General features: G+C 67.7%; 13 protein-coding genes. 3 read left to right on the forward strand and 10 right to left on the reverse strand.

Going from position 1 to position 15,288, the window contains the following annotated elements:
- Window positions 1–50 precede the first annotated feature (50 nt).
- The 8 genes from ACIPWA_RS05685 to ACIPWA_RS05720 form a co-directional block, all read right to left on the reverse strand.
- Window positions 51–941, reverse strand: a complete 891-nt coding sequence (locus ACIPWA_RS05685) for a hypothetical protein (protein ID WP_400288702.1) — start codon at window positions 939–941, stop codon at window positions 51–53.
- On the reverse strand, window positions 931–1,917 hold the full coding sequence (locus ACIPWA_RS05690; RefSeq protein WP_400288703.1) for a Gfo/Idh/MocA family protein: 987 nt from the start codon (window positions 1,915–1,917) through the stop codon (window positions 931–933). Before ACIPWA_RS05690 ends, ACIPWA_RS05685 begins: the two co-directional genes overlap by 11 nt.
- Window positions 1,917–3,017, reverse strand: a complete 1,101-nt coding sequence (locus tag ACIPWA_RS05695; protein WP_400288704.1) for a DegT/DnrJ/EryC1/StrS family aminotransferase — start codon at window positions 3,015–3,017, stop codon at window positions 1,917–1,919. The genes ACIPWA_RS05690 and ACIPWA_RS05695 overlap by 1 nt, the downstream gene beginning before the upstream one ends.
- A complete protein-coding gene (locus ACIPWA_RS05700; protein WP_400288706.1) occupies window positions 3,014–3,610 on the reverse strand; it encodes an acyltransferase in 597 nt (198 codons plus the stop codon). The genes ACIPWA_RS05695 and ACIPWA_RS05700 overlap by 4 nt, the downstream gene beginning before the upstream one ends.
- Before the next feature lie 153 nt (window positions 3,611–3,763).
- Window positions 3,764–6,088: a hypothetical protein gene (locus tag ACIPWA_RS05705; RefSeq protein WP_400288707.1), complete on the reverse strand. Its 2,325-nt coding sequence runs from the start codon at window positions 6,086–6,088 to the stop codon at window positions 3,764–3,766.
- The gene (locus ACIPWA_RS05710) at window positions 6,085–6,534 is read right to left on the reverse strand and encodes a GtrA family protein (RefSeq protein WP_400288708.1); all 450 of its coding nucleotides are present in this window, start codon (window positions 6,532–6,534) and stop codon (window positions 6,085–6,087) included. The genes ACIPWA_RS05705 and ACIPWA_RS05710 overlap by 4 nt, the downstream gene beginning before the upstream one ends.
- Window positions 6,534–7,517 carry a glycosyltransferase family 2 protein gene (locus ACIPWA_RS05715; protein ID WP_400288709.1) on the reverse strand — a complete coding sequence of 328 codons (984 nt, stop codon included), beginning with the start codon at window positions 7,515–7,517 and terminating at the stop codon, window positions 6,534–6,536. Before ACIPWA_RS05715 ends, ACIPWA_RS05710 begins: the two co-directional genes overlap by 1 nt.
- Before the next feature lie 127 nt (window positions 7,518–7,644).
- On the reverse strand, window positions 7,645–9,630 hold the full coding sequence (locus tag ACIPWA_RS05720) for a DUF6541 family protein (protein ID WP_400288710.1): 1,986 nt from the start codon (window positions 9,628–9,630) through the stop codon (window positions 7,645–7,647).
- Window positions 9,631–9,775: 145 nt separating this feature from the next.
- On the opposite strand from ACIPWA_RS05720, the gene pseI reads away from it, so the two are divergent.
- Window positions 9,776–10,843, forward strand: a complete 1,068-nt coding sequence (gene pseI / locus ACIPWA_RS05725; protein ID WP_400288712.1) for a pseudaminic acid synthase — start codon at window positions 9,776–9,778, stop codon at window positions 10,841–10,843.
- Here pseI and ACIPWA_RS05730 read toward each other — a convergent pair.
- Window positions 10,836–12,197, reverse strand: a complete 1,362-nt coding sequence (locus ACIPWA_RS05730) for a GNAT family N-acetyltransferase (RefSeq protein ID WP_400288714.1) — start codon at window positions 12,195–12,197, stop codon at window positions 10,836–10,838. The genes pseI and ACIPWA_RS05730 overlap by 8 nt on opposite strands.
- 119 nt (window positions 12,198–12,316) lie before the next feature.
- Entirely contained in the window at window positions 12,317–13,060 is a 744-nt protein-coding gene (locus ACIPWA_RS05735) for a cytidylyltransferase domain-containing protein (protein ID WP_400288716.1), read from the reverse strand.
- 79 nt (window positions 13,061–13,139) lie between these two features.
- Between ACIPWA_RS05735 and pseB the strand changes: the two genes are divergently transcribed.
- Complete coding sequence (pseB, locus tag ACIPWA_RS05740) at window positions 13,140–14,120, forward strand: UDP-N-acetylglucosamine 4,6-dehydratase (inverting) (RefSeq protein WP_400288717.1); 981 nt, start codon at window positions 13,140–13,142, stop codon at window positions 14,118–14,120.
- Window positions 14,117–15,262: a DegT/DnrJ/EryC1/StrS family aminotransferase gene (locus ACIPWA_RS05745; RefSeq protein ID WP_400288718.1), complete on the forward strand. Its 1,146-nt coding sequence runs from the start codon at window positions 14,117–14,119 to the stop codon at window positions 15,260–15,262. The genes pseB and ACIPWA_RS05745 overlap by 4 nt, the downstream gene beginning before the upstream one ends.
- The last annotated feature ends 26 nt before the right edge of the window (window positions 15,263–15,288 follow it).

Raw genomic sequence — 15,288 nt, forward strand, 5'->3', positions numbered from 1 at the left:
CACCGTATGTTCACCTACCGGTAGGCGCCATCCGGGTGACGGGGCGAGCGTCAGCCGAGGCCGGTGGTGATCACCGCGGAGATCAGACCTCGCCCGGACAGGACGACGACGACGACGACCATCGCCACGCCCACCGCCGTGCGAACGCCAGTCCAGGGAATCCTGGCCTGGGCAGACGTCGTCAGCTCAGCGGCGCCCCTGGCTCCGAGGAACGTCCCGGAGACACCGAGACAGGCCGCCATCAGCGGGGCCGAGGGCAGCCACGTCAGAGTCGCAGCGCCGACCACCGGGATCCCGGGGGCAGCAGCCAGGACGTAGGCGACACCGACCGCCAGGTGCACCCACACCCATGAGCGCCCACGTCCGTCGAGAAGGGCGCACACCACCCCCACCAGGACGAGCAAGGCACCCATCCAGGCCGCAGGGAGTCGGAGCGCGGTGGCGAGCAGCACCTCGCCCGCTGCCTGAGCCCCGGACTCGTCGGGAAGCTGTCCCACCCCTCGAGAGGATGCTCCCCAGAGCAGGATGACGGACGTGATAGCCAGCAGGCCGCTGACTCCCCAGAGCGCCCGTCCACCGGGCCGTGCCTGCCAGGCCGCGACGAAACCCCCGACGAGCGCGGGAGCGAACGCCAGGAAGACGACGTCCCGCGGGGAGAGCCCAGCGATCGCGACCCAGGGGAACAGGCCGATCGCTGCGACGCCGAGCATCCCGAAGGCCAACCGTCCTCCGGACAGGCCGAGCACGGTCCGCAGGGCGAAGCAGGTTCCCACCGGCCAGACGACCCCGACCGCGACGAGCAGCAGCAACCATTCGCCGCCCCCCAGCTCCAAGACTCCAGACGACCTCATCACCCACAGGCGATAGAGCTGCAGTGCGCTGACGATCAGCACCGCCCCCGGGACGAGGAACCTCGCGGCACCCTTCCTGTCAGAGGTCAACGGTGCGACCCTCGGTCGCGGAGAGCAGGACCGCCTCGGCGACCTGCAGCGTCCGGAGTCCTTGCTCCATCGTCACGACGTCGTTCCGGAGGCCGAGAACCGCATCTCGGAAGGCCTCGTGCTCGACTCGCAAGGGTTCGCGCTTGGCGATCGCGAAACGAATGATGTCTCCCTCCGAGACGCCCCGGAAGGCAGTGATCGACTCCCACTCGGTCGGGATCACGCCATTCGCATAGAACGTCAGGTCAGCGTTGGCCGTGTCCGCGACGAAGGCCCCACGCTCACCGGTCACCATCGTCAGCCGCTCCTTCATGGGCGAGAGCCAGTTCACCGTATGGCTGACGATCACCCCGTTGGCGAGCCGCCCGCTCGCGAGGACCATGTCCTCGTGGGGGCGACCGCTCCGGTGGGCCACCTGCGCCGAGATCGTCCGGTACTCGCTCTGCGCGACCCAGGCCGTGAGGTCGATGTCGTGGGTGCCGAGGTCCTTGACGACCCCGACGTCGGCGATCCTTCCCGGGAACGGCCCCTGTCGTCGGGTCGCGATCTGGTAGATCTCTCCGAGCTCGCCCGCCTCCATGCGACGACGCATCTCCTGGAGCGCCGGATTGAAGCGCTCGATGTGCCCGACGCACCCCACGAGGCCGGCGTCGCGGAACGCGGCCGCAACACGCTCTCCCGCAGCACCGTTCTCCGCGATCGGCTTCTCGACCATCGTGTGCACGCCGGCGGCAGCCAGCACGAGGCCCACACGCTCGTGGAACTCCGTCGGCACGGCGACCACGGCCATGTCGATACCAGCGGCAACGAGCTCGTGGACATCGCTGAGCAGTGGCAGTCCGCCGGCGACGCCGTACGGGTCGCCCCCCGGATCGGCGACGGCCACGAGGCTCACGCCCGGCAGGTCACGAATCACACGGGCGTGGTGACGGCCCATCGCACCGAGACCGATCAGTCCTACGCGCAGGTCGGCCATCAGGAGCCCGCCTTCACGGTTGCGTTGACCCCGGCGACGATGCGCTCGAGGTCGTCGGTCGTCAGCGAGGGGTGGACCGGCAAGGAGATGACCTGCCGCGCGGCGCGCTCGGTCTCCGGAAGATCGAGGTCCGGCGCAAAGTGCTTCAGGCTGTCCAGGCGATGATTGGGGATCGGGTAGTAGACGCCGGACCCGATGCCGTGTTCCTCGCGCAGTGCCGTGACGATCCGGTCGCGCCCCTCTTCGACCCTGATCGTGTACTGGTGGTAGACGTGCACCGCGTCCGCCGCGACGGCAGGGACGACGACACCTTCGAGGTGCGCGTCGAGGAAGGCGGCGTGACGTTGCCGATCAGCGGTCCAAGCGCCGACCTTCGTCAGCTGCACCCGGCCGATCGCCGCATGGACGTCGGTCATGCGTGCGTTGAACCCCACCACCTCGTTGGCGTACTGCTTCTCCATCCCCTGGTTCCGCAGCAGCCTGACGTTGCGGGCGATCTCGTCCGAGTCGCAGGCAACCATGCCACCCTCACCCGAGGTCATGTTCTTCGTCGGGTAGAGGCTGAACATGCCGAACGTCCCGAACCGTCCGACGGGGACGCCTCCCAACGAGGCACCGTGCGCCTGCGCAGCGTCTTCGAACACCAGGAGGTCGTGCTCTCGAGCGATCGCGTCGATCGCGACCATGTCGGCAGGATGTCCGTACAGGTGGACGGGCATGATCGCCTTGGTCCGCTCGGTGACGGCGGCACGCACCGCGTCCGGAGAGAGACAGAAGTAGTCGGGATCGATGTCCGCGAAGACGGGGGTGGCACCGGTCAGCGCAACCGAGTTGGCGGTCGCCGCAAAGGTGAACGACGGAACGATCACCTCATCACCCGGCCCGATCCCGGCGGCAAGCAGTCCGAGGTGCAGACCGGAGGTGCCGGAGTTCACGGCGACGCAGGTGCGTCCTCCGACGAGCACGTCTCCGAACTCCTTCTCGAAGGTCGCGACCTCGGGTCCCTGCGCGATCATGCCGCTGCGCAGCACGCGATCGACGGCCGCCCTCTCGTCATCACCGATGATCGGCTTGGCCGCTGGGATAAACGTCTGGCTCATTCCGGTACTACCTCTCTGATGGAACCTTCGTGCTCTACGTACGTCGTGCCGGACACGGGGCACACCAAGAACTCAGCCTCTCGTCGAAGCGGATGCCCGGCGTGTCCGACCCATCCCACCTGTCGCGCTGGGACGCCGACGACGATCGCGTGGTCTGGAACGTCCTTGGTGACCACGGCACCTGCGGCGACGGTCGACCACGCTCCGATCGTCACGGGAGCGACGCACACTGCGCGAGCGCCGATGGACGCCCCTTCGCCGATCGTCACGCCGACGGCCTGCCAGTCCGCGGCGCTCTTCAACGATCCGTCCGGATTGACCGCTCGCGGGTAGGTGTCGTTGGTGAGGACGGCTCCCGGCCCGATGAACACGCCGTCGGCGATCTCTGCCGGCTCATAGACCAGGGCGAGATTCTGCACCTTGCAGTGTCGTCCCATCCGCACACCGGTGCCGATGTAGGCCCCCCTCCCGACGATGCAGGACTCTCCGAGGACCGCACCCTCTCGCACCTGCGCCAGATCCCAGATCTGGGTCCCCTCGCCGAGCGACGCACTTTCCGCCACGTCGGCACTCGCTGCAACCCGAACACCCATACGTCACTCCTCCTGGTGCGTGAAACGAACTCACCTTAGAACACTCGACCCTTGCCGAATGATGACGCGTCGTCACCATGCTCCGACCGGCCGTCCTGCGGCCGGGACGGCTCTGCTCGACAGGACTCCACAGAGGGGCCCTGCCACGAACCTTCATCCTGACGAACCGCTGTCGAGCCGATAGACCGCGGCTCCAGGAAGGTCCAGAACGAGGTCTGCATGATCTGCCAGCTCCGCACTCTCGGGGCCGACGGAACGGTCCACCAGCAGCCAACCGACGCCGTACCGTTCGGCGAGGGCCGAGAGCAGCGCGGGGTCGGGCTCGCTGAAGGCCTTGTCGTTCAGCGCGAGAAGCTCTCCGTCCCAGAACGGGTCGCCGTCGCGGAAACCGGGCGCGACCTGGCCTGGCGGGTTGGCGTAGGACCATCCTTCGACGAGCACCTGACGCTCGGCGAGTGCCGACACCCAGAAACGACGGGCGTCACACCCCCCGTCCGGAGCCGGAGCGGAGACGCAGTGGCCGTTGGTCGCAATCACCGACTCCTCGGCAGAGTTGTCGCGGATCCAGCGGGCGGCCAGGGCAACGTCCTCGGGGACCACGGGCCCGTTGGCCCGGTAGCCTTCCGCCGCAGGACCGACCGTCCTCCAGGACAGCTGTTCGCCAAGGGTGGCGCCGCCGAGGAGCATCGCCAGGGCCGTGGCCCCCGCGACGGCCGTCGTCCGCGACCTGGAGGAGATGGCTGAACCACGGAGCGTGCGCGCACAGAGGACCGCCAATCCGGCGAGGACGAGCCCGAGCAGCACGCCCCTGAGTGCGATGTCGACGACGACGCCGGTACCCGACTGCCCGCGCGACGTCCAGGGCACCAGCTCTCGAAGAACGACGGCCACACCGAAACCCGCTGCGACCCATGGCAGCCACGTCCTGATGCGCGCCTCGTTGCCCACGACGCGACGGAGACCGACCGAGATTCCCCAGGCCGACAGGACTCCGACGACCGGCCACGCCGAGCGGATGAAGTACGCCTGGCTCAGCCCAGGATGCTGACCGACGAGAGTCGCACCCACAGCTGCCCCGACGATCCCCCCGAGCAGCCAGAGGCGAGGGTCACGAGGTCGCAACCAGAGAAGGAGGATCGCTCCGACTCCGACGAGCAACCACGATCCCACCACGAGGGCGAGCGAGACGACGAAGACCTTGGGCTCCGCGAGGTCGCCGAGTGCTTGGACCAGAGGCAACCGTGCAAGCAGCTGCCGACCGTCCCCGATCTCCAACGACCGCGAGTTCGTCCCGACGACGAGCAGGAGCGACGCGACCGTGCAGAGGACGATCAGGCCGCCGAGAACGACGACCCCGACGCTTCGTCGCCTGTCCCACAGGAGGACGCAGACCAGTACCCCGAGGAGCCCGCACCCCAGCAGCGGGAGAAAGGTCGCTTTGGCACCCGCCGCTACGAACGCCAGGAGAACGAATGGGAGCACGATGCGCAAGCGCGTCTTCCGCGGTGACCGAAGGAAGATGCAGGTCAACAGGATCAGCACGACGAACAGAGGCTCGCCGAAGGACTGCGTGGGGCTGCGGAACGTCCCGAGACTCAGCGTCCCCACGTCGAAGAACGGCGACTGGAGCTCTGCGGAGAGATTGATCGGAGCCGCGAAGACGGCAAGGAGCGCGCCGAGCGGCGCTGCCCACCAGCGACCGACGAGCCGCATCGTCAGGACGCCGCACGCCAGGACGAGCAGGACGAGCAGAGGGACCACGAAGAGCCTCATGACGACGAGCGTCGTGTCCGTCCCCACCCACCGGACGATGTCCGAGAGGTGCTCGTAGACCATCAACGTGTAGTCGAGCGGCACGCCGGCGACATAGGGATACTCAAGTGGCCATGGCCGCGCGACAGCGGACACGAGAGCCTGCTGAAAGCTCATGTCGATGTAGGGCGCGACCGCGTAGAACTCGGAAGGGCGGCCTGGCAGGGGCGCGATCTCGTTGAGGAGGAAGCTGGTCCGGGCGACCCACCAGACAGCAGTCACCGAGATCGCGGCCAAGAGCCATACGACCCCAGCAGGAACTGGTCGGTGCATCGTCGGGCGACGCCAGACGAATCGGGCCGACGGATGGACGACCGCCAGCGCAAGCACCAGCACTGCCCACAACGGTGCCCATTGATCCAGACCGACCGACGACAACCCCCACACGAGAACGGTCTGGAGGGCGAGGCCGAGGGTGGTTCCCACCACGACGTCCTCCAGGAGGCTCCGGGTGGGGACACGCAGGAATCGCCAGAGCAGCGTTCCTGGCAGGCCGATCACGAGCGCCCAGTAGACGGCGTACCCGAATGAAGCGGCAAGAGGAACGGAGAACGCGTGGAGAAGGCCTGCAGTGACGATGCAGGCGAGCAGGACCGGGACCGCGCTCCAGCCCCAGGAAGGCATCCGAGCGCGGTTGCGGTGAGAGACGTCGGCAGTCACGGTCATCTTTCGGGCACCTCGGTGTCTCCTGGTGACGGCTGAGAGCCGTTGCGGAAGACGACCTTGTCGTAGAAGAGGAAGTTCCAGACGAGGCCACATCCGATCGCCAGGATCTTCGGCAGCCAGAGGAGGACCAGCGAGGACGTGACGTTGGCGTTCCTCATGATCGCCTCGCTCGTCAGGATCACCACGGGCTGAAGCACCCAGAGCCCCACGCCTGTACCCCCGAGGAAGAGGATCGCCTGCTGCCCTCTCTTCCCCTGCCGGTCGCCGAAGGTGAAGCGTCGATTTGCGCCGAAGCTGAAGGCGAGACCGGCCGAGGTGGAGACCGTGTTGGCCAGCAGCACCCCGAGCCCCAGGTGTCGAAGCAGTCCGAAGAGCAGCAGGTCGATGGCCGTGTTGACCATACCGACGAGTGCGAAGCGAAGGACCCGCGTACCCGGTCGGCGCATCAGGTGAGTTCGCGAGGGAGAGATCGAGCAGATGCAGTCTCCGGCCTCTTCGGAAGAATCGACCGCACGATGTAGAGAGGACGGTCCTGCGACTCGATGTAGATGCGCCCGATATACCCCCCGAGAACACCGAGCATCGAGATCTGCACCCCGCCCAGGAAGAAGACCCCCACCGCGAGGAACGCCCACCCCGGGATGGCGGACTCGGGTGCGAACAACTTCACCGCAACCACGTAGACGAGAACCAGAATACTCACGAGAGAGATGAGCACACCGAGTCTGCTGATGATCTGAAGAGGCTTGGTGGAGAATCCCAGGATCCCGTCGAAGGCGAGACGCATCATCTTCGACAGGGAGTATCCGGTCTTTCCTGCGTATCGTGCGTCGCGCGCGAACGGAACTGCCTCCTGCCGGAACCCCACGTTCGCGACCATTCCCCGGACGAACCGGTTCGCCTCGCGGTACTTGCGCAGCTCGTCGGCGACCTCTCGGCTCACGAGCCGGAAGTCCCCTGTGTCCCGAGGTATCTCGATGGTCGACAGGTGGCTGAGCAGTCGGTAGTAGGCGTGCGCCGTCCACCGCTTGAGGGGGGAGTCCTTCCGGGACACCCGCTGCGCGTAGGCGACGTCGACTCCGGCCTCCCATCGCTCGATGAGTCGAAGGCTGGTGCTCGGAGGATCCTGGAGGTCCGTGTCCATGATGACCACCGCGTCACCGCGCGCCAGGTCGATCCCCGCGGTGACGGCCATCTGGTGTCCGAAGTTCCGTGAGAACTCCACGACCTGCACCCGTCGATCCAGGGCGTGCAGCGCCTCCAGCGCGGTGAGAGAGTTGTCGCGACTCCCGTCGTCCACGAAGATGAACTCGAAGTCGTACTTCTCCGCAACACGGTCGGTGGCCTCGACGAGCGCCTGATAGAACGCTTCGATGCTCTCGCCCTCGTTGTACACCGGCAGCACATAGCTGATGAGTCGCTTGCTCATTGTCCCCTCAGAGGCGGATGTAGATTCCACAAGACGTCTTCTCGTGGTGGCAGAAACTACTGCAGGCGACTCGCTCCGCCCGCCTGCAGGCCGTCGGCGGACAATGTCACCCTCGGGTGCGACCGAGTCAATCGTCGCACGCGGTGATCTTGTAGAGGCGCGCATTCCCTTCTTGGGCGACCAGCTCGCCGACACCGTTCTCGACGAGCCCGTCAAGACCCTCGTACCCGATGGGATTGCCGCCCCAGAGATGCCGTCCCATGCGCAGGACGTAGCCGACGTTCAGCCGGTCCACCGCTTCGCACACCGCTGGGTCGACCAACGCTTGGTTGAGCGCTGTCGCAACGAGGAATCTGTCCGGCTCGACGACTTCTCCCATGTGCGGGAAGAGCGCTTCGCGCTCGCCCAGCGCCCAGCTCATCGCGCTCCCGTCCCACGGGTTGCCCACGACGACGACACCTTCGGGGACGATCTCCGGCAGCTCGTCCATCAGTCGGTACTCGTGCTCGTCCACGAGGCGTACGGAGCTCTCGGAGTCCGGATCGATCTGGTAGGTCGAGGACATCGACAGGAAGGACTCTGCGTACACGTCGGTCCGTGGGAGAACGACCACCACGAGTGCACCGATCAGTACCGTGGCGAGGCATCTCCACGCCTCGACGCGGAACCGGGGCGCGTCTACCCGCCGCCACACCTCGAAGGCCTTGGACAGTGCACAGACGACGCAAGCAGCACCGATCGACGCCAGGAGGAGCCCGATGATCGGCAAGAGCGACGCCAGCCGCTGAGGGTCGCCGTACCAGTACCCCGTGAGCTGGGCTCGGAGCGGGGTGTCGACGGACGCGACGACGACGAAGAGGGCTGCGAGCAGGAGGTAGGCGCCCGCGAGCCAGCGCCACCGACTGACCCGGATCGCCGCGGCGAACCCGATGACGACCAGAACTGCGAGCACGGGGTTGGCCGTGCCCTGGGGATGCATCGCACTCAGGTCCAGGACCGCACGGATCGCTTCCTGCCAGGTCGAACGCACAGGCCAAGAGACCTGCTCACGGAACGTGGCGACCATCGCCACCTGGCCCGCAGCCCAGTAGGCGGCGACACAGACCCCGACGAACAGGGCCGGAGGAAGAGCGGCCTTCCAGCGCTGAGGGCCGGTGCGGGCGACCTGCGCCGACCTCTGGATCGTCCACTGGAGCCCCAGGGGGACAAGAAGGTAGCCAAGCGCGAAGAGCGCGTTCGGCTGAGCCAGGACCAGCGCGACACAGCCGACGCCGGCGAGAAGGAAGGGGACGGTCCGGCGCATCCCGCGCGCCTTCCACAGCGCGAGGACGAGGAGTCCCAGCACGGCGGGGACATATGCGTACGCCAGAAGGTTCGGATAGAGGATCCCGAAGCTCAGCATCGTGTTCGGGAACTGCACCATGGCGAAGGAGAGGAACGCCGTCATTCCCAGGAGGACGGGGCGAGGGCCGAAGACGGCTCGGGCAAGCGCGAGCAGCGAGAGCGGCCAGACCAAGCCCGCGATCACCACCGAGAGCGCGTTCGCCGACGTCGCGACGTCCGCCCCCGAGAGCTCGACGACGAGCGCACAGAATCCGTGCCAGAGCCCCGGGTAGAAGTTGAGCGACTTTCCTGGTGTGGTGAGCACCATGTGAAGGCTCGACGCGTCGCCCGACTCGAGCATGAGGCGAACGCTGTTGAGGTGGTAGGACGTGTCGAACGTCTGCGCCACGGCGTCCGGCGTGCCGATGGCGGTGAGCATCCGACGCACCTGCAGGAGTGACGAGGCAAGAAGGCCGACGAGCACCACCACGGCGACCTGCCTTCGCGAGTGCGTCGCGCTGGTGACGTGAGGAGAGCGCCAGCTCCCCGTGAGACGCGAGACGAGGAAGGCAAGCAGCCCCAGGCCGACGGTCGCCACCACGACGACGAGCCAGGACCATGTGATCCCCAGCTGCCCGGCCACGACCGCAGCGATACCGACGACCGCCCCGGAGAGCACCGGTGCGCTCCCCCACATCGTGAGACCCCGGAGGCCGGACAGGGCACCAAGCACGAGACCGGGCAGGACCAAGAAGGCCGCCCCTGCCAGCACGGCAGGAACAGCAGGCACCCACTCCACCACGATGAGAACCCTCTACCTCTCGTCCAGTTGCCGCCGGGGACCCCGCGCGGGCTACGACAATCTAGCGTGGTGCCGATCCACGGCCCAACCGGTGATTCGAGGCGGAGCGAATCAGCGGGCTAGAGTCGCAGTCATGCCGATTCCACAGGACCGCCGTACCGTCTCGATCGACCAGCACCTCGTCGGTGAAGATCATCGCCCCTTCGTGGTCGCCGAGATGTCCGGCAACCACAACGGAGACCTGGGCAGGGCCCTGGCCATCGTCGACATGATCGCAGAGAGCGGAGCCCAGTCCGTCAAGCTCCAGACGTACAGGGCCGACACCATCACGATCGACGCCGACGGTCCTGCGTTCCGGGTGAGCGAGGGCCACGAGCTCTGGGGAGGGAAGAACCTCTACCAGCTCTACGAGGAGGCCCACACGCCGTGGGAGTGGCACGGCCCGATCTTCGAGCGTGCGCGCGAGCACGGCCTCGTCCCCTTCTCGAGCCCGTTCGACGACACCGCCGTCGACCTCCTCGAGGACCTCGGTGCGCCCGTCTACAAGATCGCGTCGCTCGAGATCGGTGACCTCCCGCTGCTTCGTCGGGTGGCACGGACAGGAAAGCCGGTCATCCTGTCCACGGGCGCGGCGAACATCACCGACGTCGACCTGGCTGTCCGGACGATCCGCGCCGAGGGCAACGACCAGATCGTGGTCCTGGGGTGCACGTCCTCCTACCCTGCCTCGCCCGCCGAGTCGAACCTGCGGACGATTCCCGTCCTGCGGGACACCTTCGACGTCGTCGTGGGTCTCTCGGACCACACCATGGGTATCGGGGTCGCAGTCGCTGCTGTCGCCCTCGGGGCCTCGGTGCTCGAGAAGCACGTCACGCTCGCGCGTTCGGACGGCGGGGTCGACTCGGACTTCTCGCTCGAACCGGCAGAGCTGGCCGCGCTCGTCGCCGAGTCGGAGCGCGGGTGGCTCGCCCTGGGCTCGGTGAACGTGGGACCGACAGCGGGCGAGACGGAGAGCCGCCGCCTTCGCCGTTCGCTGTTCGTCGTCGCTGACGTCCGTCAGGGCGATGTCGTCTCGTCTGCCAACGTCCGGTCGATCCGACCGGCTGGTGGGCTCGAGCCTGCTCTCCTCGACACCGTCACCGGGCGCACCTTCACGCAGGACGTTCCTCGCGGGACGCCTCTCAGCTGGGACGTCATCTGACCTCTGCCCGCTTCACGAGCACGTCGAACGAGTCCTGCCCGCGTTCCATGAGCACGTAGCCTCGCCGCCGGAAGACCGCCTGCGACGAGCGGTTCTCGGGCAGGATCGTCGCGACGATGTCGTGCTGTCCGCGTAACGCGGAGAACGCGGACTCGGCCGCCTCGAGCACTCGGGCGGCCAGCCCCCGGCCCCGTACCTCGGGGGCCAGCGTGATCGAGACCTCCCAGCACCCTCCATCGAGTGCGTCGAATCGAACGGTACCGACCCTGCGTCCGTCGGACTCGGCCACGAGGAGGAGCCTCTCGGGCGATGCCAGAACTCTCTCCAACCACGCCACGTGGTCCGACCAGCGGACCCTGTCGGTGGTGCGTGAAACCGTCCGCGTGACCGGATCGTTGCGCCAACGCAGCAGCACCGCGGCATCAGCGCTGACCGCTGGTCGGACCTCGATCACCGAGCGAGGTCCGACGTCGGCCCAGGCCGACGCCAGGAGCTCTTCCCAGGCATCGACGATCCGGGAGGCTCCCAGGCCGTCCAGCCGGGACGGCGCCGTCCGGCTCGACGATGTCATGATCATCTCGTCCAAGACGCTCGCGGCCTGTTCGGGAGAACGCTCGAGGTCGGCGAGCAGACCGAGCGGCGCTCCGATCCCCCGTGCAACCGCAACCTCGTAGCCGTCCACCTGGTTGTCCACGACGGCAACCAGCGCCGTGGGCACGCCGATGCACGCGAGCTCCCAAGCGGTCGTGCCTGCGGCGCTGATGACCACGTCAGCGCGCGAGGCAAGGTCGAGCAGCCCAGGGAACGGCAGGAGCAGCTCGAGCGAGAGCCCGCGCCCCGCCTTCCGGATCGCTGCCCACCGCTCCTCCGGAGCGACGACCGTGCACCGTGCGATACGCGACGAGAGCCCGCAGACCCCGGTCACGACCGCTGCCGCACCCACTGCGTCAGTGCCACCCATCACGACCACGCAGTGGACCCCGGACGCGTCAGGTACCGGCGGAGCGGAACGTCGACGCTCGGCAGCCTGCCGCACCTGCGGACGCATCGGTGCGTACTCGATCCCGAGGAGCACGACTCCCGAGCCGTCCACGGGACGCTCCGCGTCCTCGGCGCCGATGGTCGAGTCGATCACCAGATCTGCCGGTCGACGACCGAACGACCCGTCCTCCATGGAGGAGAGAAGGACATCGACGGGCGCCAGGGACGAACGGACGTCGGGCGTCGCATAGTCGTCCACGTGCACCAGGGTGGCGCCCGTCTCTGCCGCTGCGCGCCCCAGGTCCAGGCTGTCGAGGGCGAGGATCTCGAGTCCTGCGTCGGCCACCACGTCGAGAGCGAGCGGGGACGTCACCTCCCCGACCAGGCACACCTCCCAACCTCGCGACCTCGCCTCGATCGCGATCGAGACGGACCGGACGAGGTGGCCGACCCCGCCCTGCACTGTCGCATCGCATCTGAGCAACGCGACGCTCATCCGTCGGTCAACGCCTTCTGCTGGACTCCCGCGTTGGCCGCGACGAGGTCGGGATCGCTCCTCAGGAGATCCACGACCTCGAACCACCGGGGAGGCCTGTCGCCCAGGCGTTCCACGACCGCCTCGATGACACGAGCGTCCTCGGCGGTGTCCAGCGTCACCCGGAGATCGTTCGCCGCAGGCTGGACCACGAGTCCGAGCGTCCGGAACTGCCGGTCGCCGGCATAGAGGTACGACGTCACGTGCACCCGATGGTGGTCGCGCGCCTCGACGTCCGCCACCCGCAACGCCTCGACGCTCGCGAGCTCGACGTCGAGTCCCCGCGGGAGCGTGCGGACCAGTGTCGTGGCGACGTAGTCGAGCGAGGGATCGGTGCGCCACGCGGCGACGACCTGCTCGACGAGCAGGGGGTCCACGAGGGGGCAGTCCGCCGTCAGGCGCACGAGTGCGTCCGCCCCGGTCGTCTCCGCGACCTGGAGAAACCTGCTCAGGACGTCGTCCTCACTGCCTCGCACCACGTCGACACCAAGGGAGCGAGCCAGATCCTCCACCTGGTCGTCACCGTGCGCGGTGGACGTGGCGACGACGACGCCGTCAACGCCCCTGACCGATGCGGCGGCCCGCACCATCCACTCGAGGACCGGTCGCCCGCCCAAGGGGCGCAGGACTTTGCCGGGCAGCCTGGTCGAACCTGTTCGGGCCTGGATCGCGACGACGACCTTCGGATCTGCTAGTTGCACCGTGCCATAATGACCTATGCGTTCGGCAGTGGCGAAGCCACCGGGCGCGACACTCCACTACCGATGGGAAGTCACCTGCATGTCCATGCTCACCGGCGCATCGATCCTCGTCACGGGCGGGACCGGGTCCTTCGGCAAGGCATTCCTCCGAGAGGTTCTCGACAACCACGCTCCCCGGAGGATCGTCGTCTTCAGCCGCGACGAACTCAAGCAGTTCGAGGTTCGCGCGATGTTCGGCGACGACCCGCGGTTGCGCTGGTTCATCGGGGACGTCCGCGACCGCCGCCGCCTCGAGCGCGCCATGCACGGCGTCGACTACGTCGTGCACGCCGCCGCACTCAAGCAGGTCGACACGGCCGAGTACAACCCGTTCGAGTTCATCGCGACCAACGTGACCGGCTCGCAGAACGTGGTCGAGGCCGCCATCGATGCCGGGGTCAAGAAGGTCGTCGCGCTCTCCACCGACAAGGCCTCGAGCCCGATCAACCTCTACGGCGCGACCAAGCTCTGCGCCGACCGGCTGTTCGTCAGCGCCAACCACTACGCGGCTGCGCACGAGACCCGCTTCTCGGTCGTTCGCTACGGAAACGTGATGGGCTCCCGGGGCAGCGTCGTCCCCAAGTTCCAGCAGCTGGCCGCTGCCGGAGAGTCGCTGCCGATCACGGACAAGCGCATGACCCGCTTCTGGATCACCCTTCCCCATGCTGTGCAGTTCGTCCTCGACTCCTTCGAGATGATGGAGGGCGGGGAGATCTACGTCCCGCGAATCCCCAGCATGAAGGTCGTCGACCTCGCCGAAGCCGTTGCGCCGGGCGCAGCACAGCACGAGGTGGGGATCCGCCCCGGCGAGAAGCTCCACGAGGAGATGATCGCGCCGGACGACTCTCGCCGGACGGTGCGTCTGGGCGACCGGTACGTGATCATGCCCTACGTCGGTGGCTGGGGCTACGAGACTCCGGCTGACGGTATTCCCGTGCCGGACGGCTTCGCCTACCAGTCGGACTCCAACGACGAGTGGCTGTCCGTCGAGGACATCCGCACGCTGCTCCAGTCAGCATGAGCGAGCAGATGCTCCCTTACGGACGCCAGTCGATCGACGAGTCGGACATCGAGGCGGTGGTCGGTGCGCTCGGCAGCGACTGGCTCACCACCGGTCCTGAGGTCGACAAGTTCGAGGCCGCGATCGCTCTGCGGGCTGGTGCCCCTCACGCCATCTCGGTGACGTCAGGAACCGCCGCGCTCCACGTCGCCTACGCCGCGGCGGGGATCGGTGCGGGTGACGAGGTCGTCACGACCCCCCTGACCTTCGTCGCGACCGCCGCTGCCGCGGCCCTCCTCGGCGCCAAGGTGGTCTTCGCGGACGTCGATCCTGCGACGGGCATCCTCGACCCCCAGGCCGCCGAGGCCGCCGTCACGGAGCGAACGGCCGCCATCACCGCCGTCGACTACGCAGGCGTCCCTGCCGACGACGCCGCGTTCCGGGACGTGACGACCCGTCGAGGACTCCTCTACATCGAGGACGCTGCCCATTCGATCGGATCCTTGCTCCACGGTCGGCCCGTGGGTTCGCTGGCGGACCTCACGACGTACTCCTTCTTCCCCACGAAGAACCTCACCACCGCCGAGGGCGGCGCGGTCGTCACCTCCGACGAGTCGCTCGCGACGCGCGCGCGGGCCTTCAAGAACCATGGTCTCGTCCGCGACAGATCGGCTCAGCGCTATCCGGACGAAGGACCGTGGCACCAGGAGGTCCACTCGTTCGGCCTCAACTATCGACTCCCCGACGTCCTCGCAGCCCTCGGGCGGAACCAGCTCGAGCGCCTCGACGACTTCGTGGCACGTCGGTCCGAGGTCAAGGACCTCTACGACGCGGCGTTCATCGGCATCGACGGTGTGGACGTCCCCGTGCTCCCTGCCGGCGCCGCGCCGGCATGGCACCTCTACCCGCTGCGCGTGCCTGCCGAGCGTCGCCGACAGGTCTTCGAGTCACTGCGGGAGCAGGGCATCGGCGTGCAGGTGAACTACATCCCGGCATACTGGCACCCGGTCTTCGAGGACCTCGGGTACACCCGAGGCCAGTGCCCGAACGCCGAGGACTACTACCGCCGCGAGATCTCGCTTCCGATGTTCCCCGGACTGACCGATGGTGACGTCGAACGGGTGATCGCCGCCACTCGCACGGCGCTGACCACGGCACGATGAGTCAGGGCGCCGCGCCGTCGGCCCCC

It is taken from the genome of Oerskovia enterophila (assembly GCF_044748475.1).
GTDB lineage: Bacteria > Actinomycetota > Actinomycetes > Actinomycetales > Cellulomonadaceae > Oerskovia > Oerskovia enterophila.

Bases quoted from the DNA above. Each gene is read 5' to 3' on its own strand.
- ACIPWA_RS05690 (WP_400288703.1), bottom strand. From the start codon at position 1,917: ATGGCCGACCTGCGCGTAGGACTGATCGGTCTCGGTGCGATGGGCCGT.
- ACIPWA_RS05695 (WP_400288704.1), bottom strand. From the start codon at position 3,017: ATGAGCCAGACGTTTATCCCAGCGGCCAAGCCGATCATCGGTGATGAC.
- ACIPWA_RS05700 (WP_400288706.1), bottom strand. From the start codon at position 3,610: ATGGGTGTTCGGGTTGCAGCGAGTGCCGACGTGGCGGAAAGTGCGTCG.
- ACIPWA_RS05705 (WP_400288707.1), bottom strand. From the start codon at position 6,088: ATGACCGTGACTGCCGACGTCTCTCACCGCAACCGCGCTCGGATGCCT.
- ACIPWA_RS05710 (WP_400288708.1), bottom strand. From the start codon at position 6,534: ATGCGCCGACCGGGTACGCGGGTCCTTCGCTTCGCACTCGTCGGTATG.
- ACIPWA_RS05715 (WP_400288709.1), bottom strand. From the start codon at position 7,517: ATGAGCAAGCGACTCATCAGCTATGTGCTGCCGGTGTACAACGAGGGC.
- pseI (WP_400288712.1), top strand. From the start codon at position 9,776: ATGCCGATTCCACAGGACCGCCGTACCGTCTCGATCGACCAGCACCTC.
- pseB (WP_400288717.1), top strand. From the start codon at position 13,140: ATGTCCATGCTCACCGGCGCATCGATCCTCGTCACGGGCGGGACCGGG.
- ACIPWA_RS05745 (WP_400288718.1), top strand. From the start codon at position 14,117: ATGAGCGAGCAGATGCTCCCTTACGGACGCCAGTCGATCGACGAGTCG.